The following is a 22,727-nucleotide window of genomic DNA, read 5'->3' as shown; positions in this document are numbered from 1 at the left end:
AATAGTGGAACGATAGTAGTGGCAACAGTGTCTCTACGCAAAGCATTCGTCAGCAATCAGAATCATCTGTGTCACGACCCTAAACATTTACGCCCGTCAAATTGCTCATTGCGTGGCAATTTGGCGCAAAATACTATGTACTGACAAACAAATGGCGAGGAAGTTCGCCCTCATTGACGCGTCTGTGACGCCTGCAAAAGTACAAGGCTATGGCTCAAGAAATCGAATTAAAATTTATCGTCGAAAAAGACAGCGTTGACGCACTCCGTCAGCATCTGCAGACCCTTTCCGGCGAACACCATGAACCGGTACAACTGCTTAATATCTATTACGAAACGCCAGACAACTGGCTGCGCCGCCATGATATGGGACTGCGCATCCGTGGCGCGAACGGGCGCTACGAGATGACGATGAAAATCGCTGGCCGCGTGGTCGGCGGTTTGCATCAGCGCCCGGAATACAATATCGACATCAATCAGCCAGAACTTGAGCTGGATCGTTTCCCGGCAGAAGTCTGGCCGGACGGCGTGCTGCCAGAAACCTTATCCGCCGAGGTGAAACCGCTGTTTAGCACCGATTTCTGGCGTGAAAAATGGCTGGTAACGGAAGGGAAAAGCCGCATTGAAATCGCCCTCGATCAGGGTGAGGTAAAAGCGGGTGAGCTTCAGGAGCCGATTTGCGAGCTGGAGCTTGAACTGCTGGAGGGTGAAGTCCAGGACGTACTGAAGCTGGCGCGTAAGCTGGTAAGCCAGCCGGGCCTGCGTCAGGGCAGCCTGAGCAAAGCGGCGCGGGGGTATCATCTGGCCGCCGGGAATGCGCCGCGCCTGCTGAAAGAGACGACTATTTTGCACGTGCCACCGAAAGCCAGCGTTGAGCAGGGCATGGAGGCGGCGCTGGAGCTGGCGCTCTCACAGTGGCTTTATCATGAAGAGCTGTGGGTGCGTAATGTGAAAAACGCAAAAGCGCACGTGTTAGCGGCGATGAGCCTTGTGCGTCATACCCTGGCGCTGTTCGGCGGCATCGTACCTCGCAAAGCGAGCGCTCACTTACGTGACCTGCTGACCCAGACCGAAGCGCTGCTGCTCTCTGACGTATCCGCACAAACGGCACTCTACAGCCCGCAAAACGCCGCCGCCAGGCTGGCGCTGACCGAGTTTCTGGTGACGCGCAGCTGGCGTGCCTTCCTGGATGCAAAAGCGCAGGCCAAAATTGAAGATAACTTCAAACGTTTCGCGGATATCCATCTTTCACGCCACGCGGCGGAGCTTAAAACCACCTTTGCGTATCCGCTGGGAGACCAGTATGGCGATCAGCTGATCCGCCTGTCGCGCAATATCGACAGCATGCTGCTGCTGTCGGGTGCCTATGACGGCCCTAAAGCGCAGGCCTGGCTGGAGAACTGGCAGGGGCTGAAACATGCTATCGAAACCCGTCAGCACATTGAGATTGAGCATTTCCGCAATGAAGCCATTTCGCAGGAGCCGTTCTGGCTGCACAGCGGAAAACGTTAACTCTGGCAAGGAACCCTATAATGCCGCTTTCTTCGCAGTTACAGCAGCAGTGGCAGACCGTTTGCGAACGTCTGCCTGAGTCATTACCGGCGTCATCGTTAAGCGAGCAGGCCAGGAGCGTGCTCACCTTCAGTGATTTTGTGCAAGAAAGTATCACCGCTTACCCGGACTGGCTGGGGGCGCTTGAGAGCACCCCGCCACAGGCAGACGAGTGGCGGCATTATGCGGGCTGGTTGCAAACCGCACTTGAAGAGGTCGCGGATGAAGCGACACTGATGCGCGTCCTGCGCCAGTTCCGCCGCCGGGTGATGGTGCGTATTGCCTGGGCTCAGGCGCTGGAACTGGTCAGCGAAGAAAGTACCCTGCAGCAGCTGAGCGAGCTGGCACAGACGCTGATTGTTGCCGCACGGGACTGGCTCTATGCCGCCTGCTGTAAAGAGTGGGGCACGCCGTGCAATGAGGATGGGGTTCCTCAGCCACTCTTGATTCTGGGCATGGGCAAGCTCGGGGGCTGCGAACTGAATTTCTCCTCGGATATCGACCTGATTTTTGCCTGGCCGGAGAACGGCTCCACACGTGGGGGCCGCCGTGAACTGGACAATGCGCAGTTCTTTACCCGTCTCGGGCAACGTCTGATTAAAGCGCTGGATCAACCTACCCAGGATGGTTTTGTCTATCGCGTGGATATGCGCCTGCGCCCGTTTGGCGACAGCGGTCCGCTGGTGCTGAGCTTTGCGGCACTGGAAGATTATTACCAGGAGCAGGGGCGCGACTGGGAGCGTTACGCGATGGTCAAAGCGCGGATCATGGGAGACAGCGACGATGCCTACGCCAACGAGCTGCGCGCCATGCTGCGCCCGTTCGTGTTCCGTCGCTATATCGACTTCAGCGTTATTCAGTCGCTGCGCAACATGAAAGGAATGATCGCCCGTGAAGTGCGTCGCCGGGGTCTGAAGGACAACATCAAGCTCGGCGCGGGCGGCATTCGCGAAATCGAATTTATCGTTCAGGTCTTCCAGCTGATCCGCGGCGGACGTGAGCCTTCACTGCAATCCCGTTCGCTGCTGCCGACGCTGTCAGCCGTAGAGCAACTGCATCTGCTGCCGGAAGGCGACGCGCAGATCCTGCGCGAGGCCTATCTGTTCCTGCGCCGCCTGGAAAACCTGCTGCAAAGCATCAATGACGAGCAGACCCAGACTTTGCCAGGCGATGACCTGAACCGGGCGCGGCTGGCCTGGGGGATGCACGTCGACGACTGGTCAACGTTGACCGGGCAACTGGACGCGCATATGGCCGGCGTGCGCCGTGTCTTTAACGCGCTGATTGGTGACGATGAAAGTGAATCGCAGGACGATACGCTCTCTGAACACTGGCGCGAATTGTGGCAGGACGCGCTGCAGGAGGATGACACCACGCCGGTGCTGGCGCACCTGAGCGACGACGATCGCCATCGTGTGGTGGCGTTAATTGCTGATTTCCGTCTCGAACTGAATAAACGGGCCATTGGTCCGCGCGGTCGTCAGGTGCTGGATCATCTGATGCCGCACCTGCTGAGCAACGTCTGCTCGCGTGCGGATGCGCCGGTCCCGCTGTCGCGCATGATGCCGCTGCTGAGTGGCATCATCACCCGTACGACCTATCTTGAGTTGCTGAGCGAGTTCCCGGGCGCGCTCAAGCATCTGATTACGCTTTGCGCCGCCTCACCGATGGTGGCCAACAAGCTGGCGCGGTATCCGCTGCTGCTGGATGAGCTGCTCGATCCCAATACGCTCTACCAGCCGACGGCAACGGACGCCTACCGCGACGAGCTGCGTCAGTATCTGCTGCGCGTACCGGAAGAGGACGAAGAGCAACAGCTGGAGGCGCTGCGTCAGTTTAAGCAGGCGCAAATGCTGCGCGTGGCGGCGGCAGATATCGCCGGAACGCTGCCAGTGATGAAAGTGAGCGATCACTTAACCTGGCTTGCAGAAGCGATCATTGATGCGGTGGTGCATCAGGCATGGATTCAGATGGTGGCGCGCTACGGCCAGCCGAAACACCTTGCTGACCGCGAAGGCCGCGGTTTTGCCGTTGTGGGTTACGGTAAGCTCGGCGGATGGGAACTGGGGTACAGCTCGGATCTCGATTTAATCTTCCTGCATGACTGCCCGGCAGACGTCATGACCGACGGCGAACGTGAAATCGACGGGCGTCAGTTCTACCTGCGTCTGGCCCAGCGCATTATGCATCTGTTCAGCACCCGCACGTCATCCGGCATTTTATATGAAGTGGATGCGCGTCTGCGTCCTTCCGGCGCGGCCGGAATGCTGGTGACCTCAACGGAGTCCTTCGCTGAGTACCAGAAGAATGAAGCCTGGACGTGGGAACATCAGGCGCTGGTGCGTGCCCGCGTGGTGTACGGCGATCCGTCACTGAAAACGCAGTTTGATGCCATTCGTCGGGAGATTATGACAACCCCACGTGACGGCAGCACGCTGCAGACCGAGGTGCGTGAGATGCGCGAGAAAATGCGCGCACACCTGGGCAATAAGCATCGCGATCGCTTTGATATTAAAGCGGATGAGGGCGGCATTACCGATATTGAATTTATTACGCAATATCTGGTGCTACGCCATGCGCACGCTAAACCGAAGCTGACCCGCTGGTCTGATAATGTGCGTATTCTGGAACTGCTGGCGCAAAACGACATTATGGATGAGCAGGAGGCGCAGGCCTTAACGCGCGCCTATACCACGCTGCGCGACGAGCTGCACCACCTGGCCTTACAGGAGCAGCCTGGCCACGTTGCGCTGGACTGTTTCGCCACTGAACGCGCGCAGGTCACCGCCAGCTGGCAGAAGTGGCTGGTGGAACCGTGCGTAACAAAACAAGTGTGATATTATCGCGCGCAAATTGTGAATCTTTCTGGAGTCAGGAATGAAAGTAACACTGCCAGAGTTTGAACGTGCTGGAGTTATGGTTGTCGGGGATGTCATGCTGGATCGCTACTGGTACGGGCCGACCAGCCGCATCTCTCCGGAAGCACCGGTACCGGTAGTTAAGGTCGACACCATTGAAGAGCGTCCTGGCGGCGCGGCAAACGTGGCGATGAACATTGCCTCTCTGGGCGCGCAGTCGCGTCTGGTTGGCTTAACCGGCATTGACGATGCGGCGCGTGCGCTGAGCAAGTCGCTGGCGGACGTGAATGTGAAGTGCGACTTCGTTTCGGTTCCGACACACCCGACGATCACCAAACTGCGCGTTCTGTCGCGTAACCAGCAGCTGATCCGCCTCGACTTCGAGGAAGGCTTTGAGGGCGTTGATCCTGAGCCGCTGCACGAGCGCATTAACCAGGCGCTGAGCACTATCGGCGCGCTGGTGCTGTCCGACTACGCCAAAGGTGCGCTGGCAAGCGTACAGCAGATGATTCAGCTCGCGCGTAAAGCCAATGTGCCCGTGCTGATCGACCCGAAAGGTACTGACTTTGAGCGCTATCGCGGCGCAACGCTGCTGACGCCAAACCTCTCTGAGTTTGAAGCGGTGGCGGGCAAATGTAAGACGGAAGAAGAGCTCGTTGAGCGCGGCATGAAGATCATTGCTGACTTCGAACTCTCCGCGCTGCTGGTGACCCGCTCCGAGCAGGGGATGACGCTGCTACAGCCTGGCAAAGCGCCGCTGCATATGCCGACCCAGGCGCAGGAAGTGTATGACGTGACCGGTGCCGGCGACACGGTCATTGGCGTTCTGGCGGCGACGCTGGCGGCAGGGAACTCTCTGGAAGAAGCGTGCTACTTCGCTAATGCTGCGGCAGGCGTGGTCGTCGGCAAGCTGGGGACTTCCACCGTTTCGCCGATCGAACTGGAAAACGCGGTGCGTGGTCGTGCCGATACCGGTTTTGGCGTGATGAGCGAAGATGAGCTGAAAGTGGCCGTTGCCGCCGCCCGTAAACGCGGTGAAAAAGTGGTAATGACCAACGGCGTGTTCGACATCCTGCATGCCGGTCATGTCTCTTATCTGGCCAATGCGCGTAAGCTGGGCGACCGTCTGATTGTGGCGGTGAACAGCGATGCGTCGACGAAACGTCTTAAAGGTGAAACGCGTCCGGTGAACCCGCTGGAGCAGCGCATGATCGTACTGGGTGCGCTGGAAGCGGTGGACTGGGTGGTGTCGTTTGAAGAAGATACCCCGCAGCGCCTGATTGCCGGTATTTTGCCGGATCTGCTGGTGAAAGGCGGCGATTACAAACCGGATCAAATCGCGGGCAGCGAAGAGGTCTGGGCCAATGGCGGTGAAGTGATGGTGCTCAACTTTGAGGACGGGTGCTCAACCACCAACATCATCAAGAAGATCCAGAAAGACAGCAAATAAAGTCAGCCAATAAAAAACGGGCCATCTGGCCCGTTTTTTTCACCCTCTCTTTGCAGGAGGGGGGATCTTCGCAAACAACCCGTTATACGCGGCTGTTATTCTGCTTCATCAACCGGTGGAATGGCCGGTGCCGGTTTTACTTCCGCTGGCGTATTGCGGTTTTCCAGCTCGTTCAGACGCTGCTCCAGCAGGGCCAGCTTCTCGCGGGTACGCAGCAGAACCTGCGTCTGCACGTCAAACTCTTCGCGGCTGACTAAATCAAGGCGAACCAACTGCGCCTGCAGCGTCTGGCGGATTTTCTTCTCTACGTCATCCCCAAACTCACGAATACCTTTTGGCATAGACTCATGAACCTGACGCGCAATTTGCTCAATTTTCTTCGGGTCAATCATTGTGGCTTCCCTTGATAAGACGGTGTTAATGAACATTGTAGCGCGTCATGCCCCAGGATAAAGGAGATTTTATGTCTGCGCATTGCCCAGGGTAATCAATCGCGTTATAGTTATCTCGCTTATTCTCAGGGCGGGGCGAAATTCCCCACCGGCGGTAAATCAGCGTAACGCTGAAAGCCCGCGAGCGCTTTGGGTCACCACTCAAAGGACAGCAGATCCGGTGTAATTCCGGGGCCGACGGTTAGAGTCCGGATGGGAGAGAGTAACGATCAAGTCGGGCCTGGCCCGCTCACGTTATCTTTTTGCCGCTTATACGGCGCTCCTAAGACTGCCCTGATTCTGGTAACCATAATGTTAATGAGGTTTTTTTACCATGAATCAGACGCTACTTTCCTCTTTTGGCACTTCTATTGAACGTGTTGAACATGCACTGGATGCACTGCGCGAAGGCCGCGGCGTAATGGTGCTTGACGATGAAAACCGTGAAAATGAAGGCGACATGATTTTCGCCGCCGAAAACATGACCGTTGAGCAGATGGCGCTGACCATCCGTCACGGTAGCGGCATCGTGTGCCTGTGTATCAACGAAGACCGTCGTAAGCAGCTCGACCTGCCCATGATGGTTGAAAACAACACCAGCGCCTTTGGAACCGGTTTTACCGTGACCATCGAAGCGGCACATGGCGTGACCACCGGCGTGTCGGCGGCTGACCGTCTGACCACCGTACGTGCCGCGATTGCCGATGATGCGAAGCCATCAGACCTGCATCGTCCAGGCCACGTCTTCCCGTTGCGTGCGCAGGCCGGCGGTGTATTGACCCGTGGCGGTCACACCGAAGCGACCATTGACCTCGTGACCCTGGCAGGCTTTAAACCTGCGGGCGTACTGTGTGAACTCACCAACGACGATGGCACCATGGCGCGTGCGCCGGAGTGCATCACCTTTGCCCGTCTGCATAATATGCCCGTGGTGACGATTGAAGATCTGGTAGAGTATCGCCAGGCGCACGCGCGCAAAGCCAGCTGAAAGGGCTGATGTGAAAAAGCCGGGGAAACCCGGCTTTTTTGTTGTGAGACGTTAATGCGCGATTGTCTTAGCCGATCCCTGCCGTTTGCAGCAGCACCAGGCTCAAGCCCATCACCGACATGCCGCACAGCACGCCATAGCTCGGGTTATTATTCGGATCGATCTCTTTCGCCAGCGGCATCAGCTCATCCACGGAGAGCGCCACCATTATCCCGGCCACGGCGGCCATGATAGCGGCCATCACCACAGGCGAGACCAGGCTGCCCAGAATCAACCACGCCAGCACGCCGCCGAGAATTTCGGCCATCCCCGAGATCCCCGCCCAGAAGACCGCGGTCCGTTTCGAGCCCGTGGCGGCATAAACCGGCCCGGCCACCGCCAGTCCTTCAGGAATATTGTGCAAAGCGACCGCCAGGGCGATACCAAAGCCCATCTCCAGATTGCTGCTGGCGGTGACATAGGTTGCCACGCCTTCCGGGAAGTTGTGCAGGCTTATGCCGAGCGTTAACAGAATGGCCGTGCGCTTAATATTGCGCGGCATCGGGGTCACGCTTTTTTGCATTAAATCCTGCGGATGCGCGTGCGGCAGCATGCGGTCGAGGGCAAAGTAGCCAAGCAGGCCGAATACAAACATGCCATACCCCAGCACCGGAGACATGCCTTCGGTGCCCAGTGCGGCAGGGAGCATCTCCATCAAAGAGATGAGCAGCATGATCCCGGCAGCAAAGCCCAATGAGAAGGCCAGCACGCGGTTAGACGGCTTTTGACCAAGCACACCGAGAATGGCACCGATGAACGTTGCGGCGCCCGCCAGTATAGTCAGGATCAAGGGGACTGACATGCATTGCTCCTTATGATAATGATTATCATTAATATTAATGGTTCATTTCGGTCAAAGCGAGAGGCGAAACCCTGCTTTACACATTCCTTACATTCAAATTTCCTGATGATGATCTTCACGCTTATCAGCGTTCATCCGGGCGAGATTGCGCGTAATGTAGAACCATTAAATTGACACCTTCTGTAAGGATATCATCATGACTTCTTCCCGTATGCCAGCACTGTTTTTAGGCCACGGTAGCCCAATGAACGTTCTGGAAGACAACGTCTATACCCGAGTATGGCGTCATCTGGGCGAGACGCTACCGCGTCCGAAAGCGATTGTGGTGGTGTCTGCGCACTGGTTTACCCGGGGCACGGGCGTCACCGCAATGGAAACGCCAAAAACCATTCATGATTTCGGCGGCTTCCCGCAGGCGTTGTACGACACGCACTATCCGGCACCCGGCTCGCCAGCGCTGGCCCGACAGCTGGTGGAATTACTCGCGCCTGTGCCTGTGGCGCTGGATAACGAAGCCTGGGGCTTTGACCATGGCTCGTGGGGCGTACTGATAAAGATGTATCCCGAGGCGGACATCCCAATGGTGCAGTTGAGTATCGACAGCACTAAACCGGCGGCCTGGCACCTGGAGATGGGGCGAAAACTGGCGACCTTACGCGACGAGGGCATCATGCTGATCGCAAGCGGCAACGTGGTACATAACCTGCGGACAGCGCGCTGGCACGGTGAGAACACGCCATACCCGTGGGCGACATCTTTTAACGATTACGTGAAAGCGAATCTGACCTGGCAAGGGCCGGTTGAGGAGCATCCGCTGGTGAACTATCTGGATCACGAAGGCGGTTCACTCTCTAACCCGACGCCGGAACACTTTCTGCCGTTGCTGTATGTACTGGGCGCGTGGGATGGTCAGGAGCCGATCAGCATACCGGTCGATGGCATTGAGATGGGAAGCTTAAGTATGTTGTCGGTGCAGATTGGATAACGTATGCATGCCTTTCCCAAAGAGAAAGGGCCGGGGTGAGGGCTTCCGCTCGCACCCCGGCACACCCGATCACTCGACGAAAATGTGCGGATAGAACCGTGACAGATCCTGCGTGATCAGCGCGCGATCTTCGCGGATGCCAATCCCGGCTGGCTGATCGTTGATGAGCCAGCTGCCAATCAGGGTATAGCTGTCACCAAACTTCGGCAGTTGATAAAACGCCTGGACGATCATTCCTTCCTCGCCGTAAGGCCCTTCAACGGCTTCCAGCGTTTTGCCATTTTCAATAATCGACACGTTCGCCCCTTCGCGGGAGAAGATCGGTTTAACGACGTATTTCTCCATCGGCGGGTGATCGTCTTCCGCAAAGTAAGCCGGCAGCAGGTTCGGATGGTTCGGGAACATCTCCCAGAGCATCGGCAGCAGGGCTTTGTTGGAGATAATGCTCTTCCACGCCGGCTCCAGCCAGCGCACGCCAGCGTCTTCCAGCTTGGTGGAGAACATTTCACGCAGCATGTATTCCCACGGGTAGAGCTTGAACAGGTTGCTTATCACCTGATCCTGCAAGTCAGTAAACTGACCTTTCTCACCCAGGCCGATATCTTCGATATAGAGAAACTCGGTCGCCACTTCAGCTTCAGCCGCGCAGTCCTGCAGATATTGCACCGTGCCACGGTCTTCTTCCGTGTCACGGCAGCAGGCAAGGTGCAGCAGATTAAAACCATGCTGTTCGCGCAGTTCGGCGAAACGCTCAATCAGCTTTTCCTGCAGGCTGTTGAACTGGTCGCTGCCTTGCGGCAGGTTGCCGGCATTGGCCTGGTCTTCCAGCCAGATCCACTGGAAGAACGCCGCTTCGTACAGCGAGGTTGGCGTATCAGCATTGTTTTCCAGAAGCTTAGGATCGCCCACGCCGTCCCACGCCAGATCCAGACGTGAGTAAAGCGAAGGCTGGTGGGTTTTCCACGACTGGCGGACGAAACTCCAGGTGTGCTTCGGAATGCGGAACTTCGCCATCAGCGCGTCGCTGTCGATGACTTTATCCACCACTTTCAGGCACATCTGGTGCAACTCGGCGGTCACCTCTTCCAGTTTCTCAACCTGGGCAAGCGTGAGCTTGTAGTAAGCGTCTTCACACCAGTATGGCTCGCCGTACATCGTGTGGAAGTTAAAACCGTATTCGGTCGCTTTTTCGCGCCAGTCCGGGCGCTCGGTGATACTGACTCGTTCCATGATCAGCCGCCCATTGAGCGAGTGGACGTGCCTGACGCGCTACGCTGCATGCTGGTCTGTTTCGCCACAGACTCACCGAACCCGCCACGGGTAATGGTGCTGGTGGTCGCGGGTTTCGGAGCCATCGCCGTTTTCGGTACGGTTACGGAGCGGCCAGGGGTGGCTGCGCCATAGCCTTTGCCGCTGGCATCGGTATATTGACCATAAGCCGGGCTGGCCGGGTTTTTCGAGCTAAACAGCGGCTGCTGCTGGTAACCCGCACCACCACTCATCAGGCGGCCCATCATGTAACCTGCCATCAGCGGCATCCAGAAACTGCCGCTGGACTGGGCCTGTGCCTGGTTTTCAGGGGCCGTGCCTGCCTGAGCCGGTGCCTGCTGACACTGACCTTCACCGAACTCTGCCACGCAGTCTTCACGTGAAGCATATTTCGGCGCAGTACGTTCCGCCTCTTTCAGGGCGTTGGTATACGCCGTTTTACACTCTGCGGCGTTGCCGGTTGCAGCAGAGCAGTCGTCCGCGTTTTGATAAAGCGAAACTGTTTCATCGCTTTTCTCACAGCCTGCCAGCATAAAGACAGCCGTGACGGCCAGCGCAACAGGGGTGAGATGACGCGCGTTCCAGCTTTTGCGGAACGAAGCGTGATTGATAGATTTTGTCCGTTTCATCGTTGTCTTCCTGGACCCAGTGGTAATAACGCTCAGGATAGAGGATGAGTGGTTGAAAATGAAGCGATGATGGCCGGAATGAGGGGGATCTTTACGTTGGCTTACGTTCAGGTGTGATTTACGTACGCCCTCTCCCGAAAGGAGAGGGGTATAGCGAAGGCATCAGGCCGCAATGGGCCCGATGACATGCTTAATTGCGGAACGGATTGTTACCGCTGCTGGCGGGGGCAGTCGTACGTGCGGCAGCTGGCTGTGCGGCAGGTGCAGCGCCGTTACCGTTGAAGTTATCAACGGCGGCAACCTGCTCAGGGTTCTCTGGCGCAACATTTTCCGGAGAAGTAGAGACAGGTTTACCCAGGGTGCTGTTCAGCATCTGCAGATCCTGCTCGTTCAACGTACCCAGCGCCTGTTTGATGTTCAGCTGGTTAATCAGGTACTGATAACGTGCGCTGGAGAGCTGCTGTTTCGCGTTGTACAGCGTGGTCGTTGCGTCCAGGACGTCAACGATGGTACGCGTACCCACGGAGTAACCCGCTTCCATGGCATCAAGAGAGCTCTGCGCAGACACAACGGCCTGTTTATAGGCGTTGATGCTGCTGATAGAGGCATTCACGTTGTTGAAGGACGAACGAACGGTCTGTACCACGTTGCGGTGGGCACTTTCCAGCTGTTCGCTCGCGCCAACAAAGTTGTACTGCGCCTGTTTCACCTGAGAGGTCACCTGGCCGCCCTGGTACAGTGGCAGCGAGAAGTTCAGACCCACTTTGTTCTGACCCATGTTGCTGTCGTCGTACTGGGAGGTGTTCGTTTTAGAACCGCTGTAAGTGGTATCAGACACGCCGGTAGACGCGCTCAGGCTCAGGGTCGGCAGGTGGCCGTCCTGTGCCTGACGGATTTGCTCGCGGGCCAAATCCTGGCTCAGACGCGCCTGCAGTAACGTCAGGTTGCGGTTTTCCGCTTCTTTCAGCAGGGCGTTAACGGCCTGCGGTTTATCCGTTTTGAAGCTGTCGACGTTCAGAGACGCCAGCTCAGGGTAGTAATTCCCGGTAACCTGACGCAGGGATTCCAGCGCGTTATCGAGGTTGTTACGTGCGGTCACTTCGTTGGCCAGGACGCTATCGTATTGTGAACGGGCGTTCTGAACGTCAGTGATTGCCACCAGACCCACGTTGAAACGCTGGGTGGTTTGATCTAACTGGCGGTAAATCGCCTGTTTCTGCGCTTCGGTGTAGGAGAGCGAGTCAATTGCGCTCAGCACGTTGAAGTATGCGGTGGCGGTGTTCAGGATCAGCGTTTGCTGATCGGTCTGATACGTCACATCCTGGATGCCCGCGCTCTTTTCCTGCAGGGTCAGGGCGCGCCATTTGGACATATCAAACAGCGTCTGTGTTAATTGCAGTGAGGCGCTGGTAGCATTGGAGTTAACGCCATTGGCGTCGCGGAAACCATTGCTGTAGGTATAATCTGCACCTAAACCTAACTGTGGCAGCAATGGGCTACGCGCTTCGTTAATCTTTTCAAACGCAGCATCACGATCGGCCGCTGATTTACGTAAATCAGGGTTGCCCAGACGTGCCTGCTGGTAGACCTGTAACAGGTTTTCCGCCTGGCTCATTGCACTGAAGCCCGTCAGGCTCAGGCCGATAAGGATGGGGAGCAATTTCTTCATTTGCATTCCTTGTTGTGAAGCAGTATTAGCGCTGATCTAATTAAAAAATAATTGCCGATTCTAACAGAATCTTCCATACCAAAAGGTTGGCGTTACGTGCCATCTGGCGGTAATTTGCACCAATCTACCATATAGCCTTACAAACGGCAGCCAAACAGCCTTGAAATTCATAATTTCATCACCATTGCTACCAGGACTCGACTCATGCAAAAACCAGAAAACTTGCCCGTGACATTCGCGAAAAACGATGTAGAAATTATTGCACGAGAAACGCTTTATAGCGGTTTTTTTTCAATGGAACTTTACCGTTTCAGGCATCGCCTGTTTAACGGCGAAATGAGCGGTGAAATCAGACGCGAAATTTTTGAGCGCGGGCATGCGGCAGTCTTGCTACCCTTTGACCCAGTGCGTGATGAAGTCGTGCTGGTGGAGCAGATCCGCATTGCCGCGTATGACGTCAGCGCCAGCCCCTGGCTGCTGGAGATGGTGGCCGGCATGATTGAAGAGGGTGAATCGGTCGAAGACGTTGCCCGCCGCGAGGCGCTGGAAGAGGCGGGGCTGGTGGTTGGCCGGACAAAACCGGTGCTGAGTTATCTGGCAAGCCCAGGCGGCACCAGCGAGCGCTTGTCCATTATGGTGGGCGAAGTGGACGCCACGACGGCGGAAGGGATCCACGGTCTGGCAGATGAAAACGAAGATATTCGGGTTCATGTGGTGAGTCGGGAGCAGGCTTATCAGTGGGTAGAAGAGGGGAAAATCGACAACGCAGCGTCTGTCATCGCTCTGCAATGGCTGCAACTGCATTATCAGACTTTACGAAACGAGTGGAAAAAATGAAGCGTTATACACCTGACTTCCCAGAAATGATGCGCCTGTGCGAAACCAATTTCGCACAATTGCGCCGCCTGCTGCCGAAAAACGACGCACCCGGCGAAACGGTGAGCTATCAGGTGAGCAACGCGCAGTATCGATTAACGATAACAGAATCAACGCGCTACACTACGCTTGTCGAAATTGAACAAACGGCGCCCAGCATTAGCTACTGGAGCCTGCCGTCGATGACGGTGCGCCTTTACCATGACGCGATGGTCGCTGAAGTGTGTTCAAGCCAGCAGATCTTTCGCTTCAAAGCGCGGTATGATTATCCGAATAAAAAGTTGCATCAACGCGACGAAAAGCATCAAATTAACCAGTTTTTAGCCGACTGGCTAAGATATTGTTTAGCACATGGAGCAATGGCGATTCCGGTTTGTTAGCGTCATAAACCTACCTAAGGACACCATTTGGAAAGCCTGTTGAACCTGACTGTTGCTGGTGGGGCACCAGTCAGGATATTACAAATCACCGATACCCACCTTTTTGCCGAAAAGCATGAAACTCTGCTTGGGGTGAATACCTGGGAGAGCTATCAGGCGGTACTTAGCGCCATTCACGCTGAAAATCGCCCATGCGATCTGATTGTCGCGACGGGCGATCTGGCGCAGGACCAATCCTCCGCGGCCTACCAGCATTTCGCTGAAGGCATCGCGAGTTTTAGCGTGCCTTGCGTCTGGCTACCGGGAAATCACGATTTCCAGCCTGCCATGTACAGCTCGCTGCAGGATGCGGGGATCTCTCCGGCAAAATGTGTTTTTGTGGGTGACCACTGGCAGATCCTGCTGTTGGACAGCCAGGTCTTTGGCGTCCCACACGGTGAGTTAAGCGACTTTCAACTCGACTGGCTTGAAACCAAACTGTCTGCCGAACCTGAACGTCATACGCTGCTGTTGCTGCATCATCATCCTTTGCCGGCGGGCTGTAGCTGGCTTGATCAACACAGCCTGCGCAACTCTGCCGCGCTGGACAGAGTGCTGGCGAAATTCCCGCGGGTGCAGAATCTCCTGTGCGGACACATTCATCAGGAACAGGATCTCGACTGGAATGGCCGCCGGCTGCTGGCCACGCCCTCGACCTGCGTTCAGTTCAAGCCGCATTGCGCAAACTTTACCCTGGACACCATCGCACCGGGCTGGCGCTGGCTCGAACTGCATCCCGATGGCCTGCTCACCACGGAAGTCTGCCGTTTAACCGGCGCAAAATTCCGCCCGGACACCGCTTCAGAAGGCTATTGATGTCTACGCTCCTCTATCTGCACGGATTCAACAGTTCGCCGCGCTCCGCGAAAGCGACGCAGTTTCGCCAGTGGCTGAGCGAACATCACCCGCACGTTGAGATGATTATCCCTCAACTGCCGCCTTACCCGGCGGAAGCCGCAGAAATGCTGGAATCGGTTGTGATGGAACACGGCGGCGAATCGTTCGGCGTGGTCGGTTCTTCGCTGGGCGGATATTACGCCACCTGGCTCTCGCAATGTTTTATGCTGCCCGCGGTGGTGGTTAACCCGGCGGTTCGGCCATTTGAGCTGCTGCGGGACTTTCTCGGGCAAAACGAGAACCCCTACACCGGCCAACAATATGTGCTAGAGTCACGCCATATTTACGATCTCAAAGTTATGCAGGTAGACCCGCTTGAAGCGCCCGATCTTATCTGGTTGCTGCAACAGACGGGTGATGAAGTGCTGGATTACCGCCAGGCAGTGGCGTATTACGCATCCTGCCGCCAGACTATAGAAGAAGGCGGAAACCATGCTTTCACGGGCTTTGAGAATCATTTCACCCAGATTGTCGATTTTCTTGGACTGCACAGCCACTGACAATCAATGCGAACTGCTAGTTTAAATCATGACGCAAACCTATAACGCTGATGCCATTGAGGTACTCACCGGGCTTGAGCCGGTTCGCCGCCGCCCTGGGATGTACACCGATACGACACGCCCAAACCATCTGGGCCAGGAAGTTATTGATAACAGTGTGGATGAAGCGCTGGCTGGCCATGCCAAACGCGTTGACGTCATCCTCCATGCCGATCAGTCGCTGGAGGTCATCGACGACGGACGCGGCATGCCGGTGGATATCCACCCGGAAGAGGGTGTGCCAGCCGTTGAGCTGATCCTCTGTCGTCTTCATGCGGGCGGTAAGTTCTCCAACAAAAACTACCAGTTCTCGGGTGGTTTGCACGGCGTGGGGATCTCCGTGGTTAACGCCCTGTCGAGACGCGTGGAAGTCAACGTCCGCCGCGACGGTCAGGTGTATAACATCGCCTTTGAAAACGGCGAGAAGGTGCAGGATCTGCAGGTCGTCGGCACGTGCGGCAAGCGCAATACCGGGACCAGCGTCCACTTCTGGCCTGACGAAAGCTTCTTCGACAGCCCTCGTTTCTCTGTTTCACGCCTGACGCACCTGCTGAAAGCCAAAGCGGTACTGTGCCCTGGCGTAGAAATTACCTTTAAAGATAACGTCAACAACACCGAACAGACCTGGCGCTATGAAGACGGTCTAAACGACTATCTGTGCGAAGCCGTTAACGGCCTGCCAACCCTGCCGGAAAAACCGTTTGTCGGTAATTTCACCGGTGATACGGAAGCGGTGGACTGGGCGCTGTTGTGGCTGCCGGAAGGCGGCGAGCTGCTGACCGAAAGCTACGTCAACCTGATCCCGACCATGCTTGGCGGTACGCACGTCAACGGTCTGCGTCAGGGGCTGCTGGATGCAATGCGCGAGTTCTGCGAATACCGCAACATTCTGCCCCGCGGCGTGAAGCTGTCGGCGGAAGATATCTGGGATCGCTGCGCCTACGTTCTGTCGGTGAAGATGCAGGATCCACAGTTCGCCGGTCAGACCAAAGAACGTTTGTCCTCACGTCAGTGTGCGGCGTTCGTCTCCGGCGTGGTCAAAGATGCTTTCACCCTGTGGCTGAACCAGAACGTGCAGGCCGCCGAGATGCTGGCAGAAATGGCCATTTCCAGCGCCCAGCGTCGTCTGCGTGCCGCCAAGAAGGTGGTGCGTAAAAAACTGACCAGTGGCCCGGCGCTTCCGGGCAAGCTGGCGGACTGTACCGCGCAGGATCTGAACCGCACCGAGCTGTTCCTCGTGGAAGGGGACTCGGCAGGGGGCTCTGCCAAGCAGGCGCGCGATCGTGAATATCAGGCGATCATGCCGCTCAAGGGTAAGATCCTGAACACCTGGGAAGTGTCGTCGGATGAAGTGCTGGCCTCGCAGGAAGTGCATGATATCTCCGTTGCGATCGGCATCGATCCGGACAGCGACGATCTGAGCCAGCTGCGCTACGGTAAGATCTGTATCCTCGCGGATGCGGACTCCGATGGTCTGCACATCGCTACGCTGCTGTGCGCGCTGTTTGTGAAGCACTTCAGGACGCTGGTGAAAAACGGTCACGTCCACGTGGCGCTGCCGCCGCTCTACCGTATCGACCTCGGCAAAGAGGTCTACTACGCGCTGACGGAAGAGGAAAAAGCGGGCGTACTGGAACAGCTCAAGCGTAAGAAGGGCAAACCGAACGTGCAGCGCTTTAAAGGGCTGGGCGAGATGAACCCGATGCAGTTGCGCGAAACCACGCTGGATCCAAACACCCGCCGCCTGGTGCAATTGACCATCAGCGACGAAGACGAACAGCAAACCAACGCCATGATGGATATGCTGCTTGCTAAGAAGCGTTCGGAAGACCGACGCAACTGGCTGCAGGAAAAAGGCGATATGGCGGATATTGAGGCCTGATGCCCTCTCTTTACTCCTCTCCCACCGGGAGAGGGGATGGAACGAAGGCCCGGTAGGCGCTAGCGCCACCGGGCTTTTTTACATCAAAATTCCATCTTCACCGTAAACTGCACTTCACGTGGATCGCCTGGCTGGTTGCCGAGGTTATTGGTCGCAATCGACGAGGTGTAGTAGGTCTTATCAAACAGGTTCTTCACGTTGACCTGCAGCGTCACCGGATACTGTAGCTTCATTTTATAGGCCGCAAAGGCATCAGCAACAACGTACCCTGGCAAATAATAATCCGCACCGTTGGTCGCGGAGCGACGGCTCACGCCGTGTCCACCGCCGCCGATTGTCAGGGTATTCCCGCCGATGACGTTGTGAATATCGTACGTCAGGAACAGCGAACCGGTATGGCGCGGCACGTTTGGCAGCGGTTTGCCGGCATAATCCGGGTCTTCCAGCACTTTCGCGTCGGTGTAGCCATAGCTGGCAATAATATTGGTGTTCTCGGTCAGAGAGCCTGCCAGATCCACTTCCACGCCCTGCGAGCGCACGCGGCCAGCGGTTTTAGCAATGTTTTCACCCGCCACGCTTTCGGTGTACAGCACGTTGCGCTTGTGGATATCAAACAACGCGATGTTGGCGGTAATGCCGTTGAACAGGTCAAATTTAGCGCCGACTTCGTAGGCATTGGACGTTTCTGGCGGCAGGTCGCCAATGTAGCTCGCGATGGACGATTGCGGCATAAACGTCTGGGCGTAGTTAGCAAACAGCGAGACGGATGGCGTGAGCTTGTAGACCAGCCCCAGCTTTGGCGTCCACTGCTCGTCGCGGCTGTCGGTATTGACGTTGAACGGCCGGCCCTTGCCCGCGTACTGGGTGTAATACTGATAACGCAGCCCCGCGACGGCAATCCATTTATCCGTCAGGTACAGGGCGTCCTGAGCATAAGCGGAGTAACTCTCCTGTTTGAGCGTCTGATCGCTGTCCGCGGCGGAAACGGTCGTACACTTGCTCAGATTGCCGTAAGACGGATGGTAAATATTGAAATCTTTTACATTCTTACAGCGAATCATATCCGTGCGCAGCAGGTCGTAATTCTCATACGACACGCCGGTCAGGATCTCATTGTAAAATCCCGCGATATCCACGTTCCCCTGCAGGTCTGCACGGGTGGAATGCATGCGCTGCGTTGATCCTTGCGTCGCATCGACACGACGGGTCAGGTTGCCGGTTTTCGCGTCATAGGCCATCACCCGCGCCTGGTTATCGCTGTATTTATCCTGGCTGTAGCTGTAATCGAACTTCGCCGTCCACTGGCTGTTAAGGCGGTATTCCGCGTTGAGTTGCGCCAGATCGGACTGGCCATCGGTAATGTTGAACGGCTCGTCAAACCGGGTTTTACGGTCAACATTCACCGGCTGTTTGGTCGTGAGATCGAAGATCGTACCGCGATCGAACGGCGTCTTATAATCACGATGTGAATAGAGCACGGTCACGGTGGCGTCATCACCAAACCAGGTCAGCGAGGGCGCGATAAAGGTGCTGCGCGCCTTGCCGAAACTTCGCCAGTAATCTTCGTCCTGGTACTCGCCCGTCAGGCGGTAAGCCAGGCGCGTTCCTTCAATGGGACCTGTGACATCGAGCTGGCCGGTACCGCCGCCAAAACTTGAGGAGGTGCCCGAGATCGAACCGCCAAACTGTTTTTCCGGACGTCGGGTGACCACATTGATAAGCCCTCCCGGATCGAGGATGCCGTACAGCGTTGAGGCCGGTCCCTTGAGGACTTCCACACGCTCGGTGGCTGCGTTAAAGCTGCGCGGCAGCACGGTGCGCAGGCCGTTGGTCATGATTGAGCCGTCGCGGTTCGCGCCAAATCCACGGCGTACAAACGCATCCTGCGTGCCGCCCAGCGTGTTGGTCTGCACCACGTTACTGACGTTATAGAGGGCTTCATCCAGCGTGGTAGCGTGCTGATCTTCCAGCACTTTATCGCTGACAGTATTTACCACCTGCGGGATATCCAGCATCGGCATATTGGTCAGTGTGGCGGTGGAGGTGTTCAGCGGCTGATAGCCGTTGGTGGCATCGGCCACGGCATTAGGATCGGCGGTGACGGTAAGCGTTTCGCCGTCCTGAGCCGCGGTGTTGTCTGCTGCCTGCACCAGCGGCGCCATAAACAGCAGTGAAAAGAGCGCGCGCCCTTTTACCCCAGAGAGTGAAGGAGTGAACGTAGCCATTACATCTGTTTTCCCGAAATATCCCGCGAATGAAGCTTCACGGAAGAATGTGTGAGTCATTGCCCTTTACGGTCTGCTCGTTAGCCATCGCTGGCATCGAACATGTAATTGAGAATCATTCAATCATGCGCTGATGTAGTAGTAAATGGAAAAAAGCAAAAATCGACTACAGCAGTACGCCCCCTCTGATACTTAGCGTGGTAAGCAATTAACTTGTTGAAAATAAATTAATTAATTCGTTTAGCGGTTTTCCCGTTCCTGCACGATAACCCTGGGGTTTTAAGGGTGTTTCTTCTCTTGACTACTACATGGCGCAGCGGCAAACTCTCAAAAGAGAATGAGTTTTATTTTTATTTGTTAGTTTTTTATTAAGTTGGCGTTCACGTGGCTCACAACACGAATAAGTCAGGGCTGGTTCTTGAGAACCTCTCTGCTGGCTATCAGAAAAAAATCATCGTCGATGAGATCTCGCTTGCGATCCCCCCACAGAAAATAACCGTTCTGGTGGGCGCGAACGGCTGTGGAAAATCCACGCTACTGAGCACGATCGCACGTTTGCTGCAACCGCTCGGGGGAGCTGCGCTGCTGGATGGCAAAGCCATTCATCAACAGCCAACCAAAGCGGTCGCCCGTCAGCTGGGCATTCTGCCGCAGTCACCGCTGTTGCCGGAAGGGTTAACCGTGTTTGAGCTGGTTTCGCGCGGGCGTTTCCCCTGGCAAAATTTTATGCGCCAGTGGAGTGACGAAGACGAGCAGGCCGTGGAAGAGGCACTGCGCCTGACCGGTACGGCGGAGTTTGCCCATTTGCCGGTGGAAAGCCTTTCCGGCGGCCAGCGTCAGCGCTGCTGGATTGCGATGGCGCTGGCGCAGCAAACGCCCTATATCCTGCTCGACGAGCCGACAACGTTTCTTGACCTCCGCTATCAGGTGGAAATCCTTGAACTGCTGCATACGCTGACCCGCCAGCACGGGCGCACCGTCGTGGTGGTGCTGCACGATCTTAACTTCGCGGTGAACTACGGTGATTCCCTGGTCTTTTTACGCCAGGGGAAAGTAGAGGGTGTGCTTCACGAGGGCGATACCTGTACGCCGGAACTGATCAAAGCGGTGTTTGAGGTTGACGTACATATGTCAGTTAATCCGCTCACCGGCAAACCGTTCTTCATGCCGTTTCGCCAGGTCGCAGAAAAATCATGATACGAACGTCACTGGCTTTTCTGCTTTTTGCGCTGCTGCTGGTGATGGGCGCAATTGCACATCTGGGCACGGGCGCACGCGTTATTTCTCCCCTGACGGTCGTGCAGGCTTTTGTCGATTTCGACCCGCGCAATTTCGACCATAACATCATTATCAGGCTGCGCCTGTTACGCCTCCTTGCGGCCATGCTGACCGGCGCTGCACTTGGCGTGGCAGGCGTCTTGCTGCAGTCCGTTATCCGTAACCCGCTGGGTGAGCCACATATTCTGGGGCTGAATGCCGGCGCCGCGCTAGCCGTCGTGCTGACAAGTGCACTCGGGTTCACCCTGCCGTTTGGTCGCCCGTTGATTGCCGCCGCCGGCGCCGCCGCACTCTTTCTGCTGGTACTGATGCTCTCCTCTTCGGGACGCACCGGGTTGACGCCGATGAAAGTCACCTTGTGCGGGGTGGCGATGTCGGCGTTCGCCTCCTCGATTACCGCCACGGTCCTGATCCTTGATGAGCAGACGCTTCTCGCCTTACGCACCTGGCTGGCGGGGGATTTGGCCGGGATAACAGAAGGAACGCTTCGCAGCGCTTCGTGGGCCGCTGGCGCGGGTTTCGCCCTTGCGCTCTGGCTGTCGCGGTCACTCAATATGCTGGCACTGGGTGACCGGATGGCCCAGGGGCTTGGCGTATCGCTTCTCCGAACGCGCCTGTTCGCGCTGCTTTCAATTGCGCTGCTGTGTGGCGCGGCAGTCTCCGTTGCCGGGCCGATTGGTTTTATTGGCCTCGTGGTGCCGCAGCTGATACGGCGTCTGGTGACGGTGGATCTGCGCGTGATGGTGCCGCTTTCAGCCCTGTGTGGAGGGTTGGTTTTGCTGCTGGCGGATCTCGCCGCCCGCACGCTGTTTACCCCTTATGAACTGGCGACCGGCATTATGACCGCGCTGGTCGGTGCTCCCGTCTTTATCTTTATGGCCTCGAGGGCGTTCAAATGAGCCGGGCCGGACTGCGCGCGTTGCGTATTGGCACCTTTTCAACGCTGGTACGCCCGAGGGCGCTGGCCTGCCTTGCGTTGATTTCGCTCGCGGCCTTTATCCTGCTCGGGTTTGGCCTGATGCACGGCTCGCTGCCGATCCCGACGTCGGCCATCGGACGGGCGCTGCTGTATCCGCAAAGTCTGGAGGCGGATACGCGCTACATCGTGATGGATATCCGCCTGCCGCGTCTGCTGATGGCGGTGTTATGCGGTGCCATGCTCGGCATGGCGGGGGCAGCGATGCAGTCTGTCACTCGTAATGGCCTTGCCGACCCGGGGCTTATCGGCGTGAAAGAGGGATGTAGCGCGGCGGTGCTGGTCCTGATTTTTCAGTTCCCGGCGCTCAGCCTGGCCTGGCGACCGCTGGCGGGAATGGCGGGGGGCATACTCACCGCGCTGCTGGTGGTGGCGCTGGCGCGCGATATTTCGCGGCCGCGATTTATCCTGACGGGGATCGGTGTTTCCTGGGCGTTTGCCGCGGCAATGGGGGTCTTTATGACCACCGCCGACGTGCGTGACGTGCAGACGGCGATGCTGTGGCTGGCGGGAAGCCTGCATGCAGCAAACTGGACGCTGGTAGGCATTGCGGCAGCCTGGACGCTGCCGGCATTTGCGCTATTGCTGTTGACCGCGCGCGCCGCAGACGTGGCCCTGATGGGCAACCCCACCGCAACGGGGCTTGGCGTACACACCTCACGGCTGGCGCTGCTGCGCGTGCTTGCCCCGGTGGTGCTGACCGCGGCCTGCGTCTCCTGCGTGGGCAGTATCGGTTTTGTGGGACTGATTGCGCCACATATGGCACGCCTGCTGCTGTGCGGCGGACAAACCGCGCTGCTGGCGGGAAGTGCCGTGCTGGGTGCGTTGCTGGTTCTGCTGGCAGATAACGTCGGACGTCTGGCTTTCCTGCCGCTGCAGCTGCCGGCAGGCGTAGTCATTTCATTGATTGGCGGACCGTTTTTCCTGTTGCTGCTCTGGCAGCGACGGGACAGATTTTAGGGGAT

Annotated in this window: 19 protein-coding genes and 1 riboswitch; of the genes, 13 read left to right on the top strand and 6 right to left on the bottom strand. The window is 56.9% G+C overall.

Annotated features, from left to right (window positions below; translation table 11 throughout):
- The first annotated feature begins 209 nt into the window (after positions 1-209).
- The 3 genes from HV340_RS19350 to hldE are packed head-to-tail and all read left to right on the top strand — an operon-like array spanning position 210 to position 5,858.
- Positions 210-1,511 (top strand): inorganic triphosphatase, encoded by a 1,302-nt coding sequence (locus HV340_RS19350; RefSeq protein ID WP_032678982.1) that lies wholly within the window; start codon positions 210-212, stop codon positions 1,509-1,511.
- 17 nt (positions 1,512-1,528) lie between these two features.
- The gene (glnE, locus tag HV340_RS19345) at positions 1,529-4,387 is read left to right on the top strand and encodes a bifunctional [glutamate--ammonia ligase]-adenylyl-L-tyrosine phosphorylase/[glutamate--ammonia-ligase] adenylyltransferase (protein WP_181216559.1); all 2,859 of its coding nucleotides are present in this window, start codon (positions 1,529-1,531) and stop codon (positions 4,385-4,387) included.
- 40 nt (positions 4,388-4,427) lie between these two features.
- Positions 4,428-5,858, top strand: coding sequence for a bifunctional D-glycero-beta-D-manno-heptose-7-phosphate kinase/D-glycero-beta-D-manno-heptose 1-phosphate adenylyltransferase HldE (hldE, locus tag HV340_RS19340; protein ID WP_020883633.1), 1,431 nt, complete (start codon positions 4,428-4,430; stop codon positions 5,856-5,858).
- A 95-nt stretch (positions 5,859-5,953) separates the two neighbouring features.
- Here hldE and ubiK read toward each other — a convergent pair whose 3' ends face one another.
- Entirely contained in the window at positions 5,954-6,250 is a 297-nt protein-coding gene (ubiK, locus tag HV340_RS19335) for a ubiquinone biosynthesis accessory factor UbiK (RefSeq protein ID WP_020883634.1), read from the bottom strand.
- Positions 6,251-6,367: 117 nt separating this feature from the next.
- Positions 6,368-6,518, top strand: a riboswitch (FMN riboswitch).
- Between the two features lie 105 nt (positions 6,519-6,623).
- On the opposite strand from ubiK, the gene ribB reads away from it, so the two are divergent.
- The gene (ribB, locus tag HV340_RS19330; RefSeq protein WP_014171649.1) at positions 6,624-7,277 is read left to right on the top strand and encodes a 3,4-dihydroxy-2-butanone-4-phosphate synthase; all 654 of its coding nucleotides are present in this window, start codon (positions 6,624-6,626) and stop codon (positions 7,275-7,277) included.
- A 67-nt stretch (positions 7,278-7,344) separates the two neighbouring features.
- Here ribB and zupT read toward each other — a convergent pair whose 3' ends face one another.
- Positions 7,345-8,118, bottom strand: coding sequence for a zinc transporter ZupT (zupT, locus tag HV340_RS19325; protein WP_014171648.1), 774 nt, complete (start codon positions 8,116-8,118; stop codon positions 7,345-7,347).
- Positions 8,119-8,314: 196 nt separating this feature from the next.
- On the opposite strand from zupT, the gene ygiD reads away from it, so the two are divergent.
- Positions 8,315-9,103: a 4,5-DOPA dioxygenase extradiol gene (ygiD, locus tag HV340_RS19320; RefSeq protein WP_020883636.1), complete on the top strand. Its 789-nt coding sequence runs from the start codon at positions 8,315-8,317 to the stop codon at positions 9,101-9,103.
- Between the two features lie 69 nt (positions 9,104-9,172).
- On the opposite strand, the gene HV340_RS19315 is transcribed toward ygiD, so the two are convergent.
- The 3 genes from HV340_RS19315 to tolC form a co-directional block, all read right to left on the bottom strand.
- Complete coding sequence (locus HV340_RS19315) at positions 9,173-10,333, bottom strand: glutathionylspermidine synthase family protein (RefSeq protein WP_014171646.1); 1,161 nt, start codon at positions 10,331-10,333, stop codon at positions 9,173-9,175.
- Positions 10,334-10,335: 2 nt separating this feature from the next.
- Entirely contained in the window at positions 10,336-11,001 is a 666-nt protein-coding gene (locus tag HV340_RS19310; protein ID WP_014171645.1) for a DUF1190 family protein, read from the bottom strand.
- 190 nt (positions 11,002-11,191) lie between these two features.
- On the bottom strand, positions 11,192-12,670 hold the full coding sequence (gene tolC, locus HV340_RS19305) for an outer membrane channel protein TolC (RefSeq protein WP_020883637.1): 1,479 nt from the start codon (positions 12,668-12,670) through the stop codon (positions 11,192-11,194).
- A 204-nt stretch (positions 12,671-12,874) separates the two neighbouring features.
- On the opposite strand from tolC, the gene nudF reads away from it, so the two are divergent.
- Genes nudF through parE form a run of 5 tightly spaced genes read left to right on the top strand, consistent with a single transcriptional unit; the run spans position 12,875 to position 17,283 of the window.
- Positions 12,875-13,507, top strand: coding sequence for an ADP-ribose diphosphatase (gene nudF / locus HV340_RS19300; protein WP_014171643.1), 633 nt, complete (start codon positions 12,875-12,877; stop codon positions 13,505-13,507).
- Complete coding sequence (locus HV340_RS19295; RefSeq protein WP_014833293.1) at positions 13,504-13,926, top strand: DUF1249 family protein; 423 nt, start codon at positions 13,504-13,506, stop codon at positions 13,924-13,926. The genes nudF and HV340_RS19295 overlap by 4 nt, the downstream gene beginning before the upstream one ends.
- 27 nt (positions 13,927-13,953) lie before the next feature.
- Positions 13,954-14,781 (top strand): 3',5'-cyclic-AMP phosphodiesterase, encoded by an 828-nt coding sequence (cpdA, locus tag HV340_RS19290; RefSeq protein ID WP_014171641.1) that lies wholly within the window; start codon positions 13,954-13,956, stop codon positions 14,779-14,781.
- The gene (yqiA, locus tag HV340_RS19285; RefSeq protein ID WP_025203008.1) at positions 14,781-15,362 is read left to right on the top strand and encodes an esterase YqiA; all 582 of its coding nucleotides are present in this window, start codon (positions 14,781-14,783) and stop codon (positions 15,360-15,362) included. Before cpdA ends, yqiA begins: the two co-directional genes overlap by 1 nt.
- Positions 15,363-15,390: 28 nt before the next feature.
- Complete coding sequence (parE, locus tag HV340_RS19280) at positions 15,391-17,283, top strand: DNA topoisomerase IV subunit B (RefSeq protein ID WP_020883640.1); 1,893 nt, start codon at positions 15,391-15,393, stop codon at positions 17,281-17,283.
- An 83-nt stretch (positions 17,284-17,366) separates the two neighbouring features.
- On the opposite strand, the gene HV340_RS19275 is transcribed toward parE, so the two are convergent.
- Positions 17,367-19,508 (bottom strand): TonB-dependent siderophore receptor, encoded by a 2,142-nt coding sequence (locus HV340_RS19275; RefSeq protein WP_047355865.1) that lies wholly within the window; start codon positions 19,506-19,508, stop codon positions 17,367-17,369.
- Between the two features lie 384 nt (positions 19,509-19,892).
- Here HV340_RS19275 and HV340_RS19270 point away from each other — a divergent pair, with 384 nt between their 5' ends.
- From HV340_RS19270 to HV340_RS19260, 3 genes are read left to right on the top strand one after another with little or no spacing between them, the layout of a single operon-like run.
- Complete coding sequence (locus HV340_RS19270) at positions 19,893-20,705, top strand: ABC transporter ATP-binding protein (protein WP_014171637.1); 813 nt, start codon at positions 19,893-19,895, stop codon at positions 20,703-20,705.
- A complete protein-coding gene (locus HV340_RS19265; RefSeq protein ID WP_063925595.1) occupies positions 20,702-21,685 on the top strand; it encodes an iron ABC transporter permease in 984 nt (327 codons plus the stop codon). Before HV340_RS19270 ends, HV340_RS19265 begins: the two co-directional genes overlap by 4 nt.
- The gene (locus HV340_RS19260; RefSeq protein ID WP_063925594.1) at positions 21,682-22,722 is read left to right on the top strand and encodes an iron ABC transporter permease; all 1,041 of its coding nucleotides are present in this window, start codon (positions 21,682-21,684) and stop codon (positions 22,720-22,722) included. The genes HV340_RS19265 and HV340_RS19260 overlap by 4 nt, the downstream gene beginning before the upstream one ends.
- Positions 22,723-22,727: the final 5 nt, after the last annotated feature.

Source organism: Enterobacter sp. RHBSTW-00975 (genome assembly GCF_013615235.1).
GTDB classification, from domain to species: domain Bacteria; phylum Pseudomonadota; class Gammaproteobacteria; order Enterobacterales; family Enterobacteriaceae; genus Enterobacter; species Enterobacter ludwigii.
Note: the sequence above shows the minus strand (reverse complement) of the source record. Positions and strands in the feature narration are given on the sequence as shown.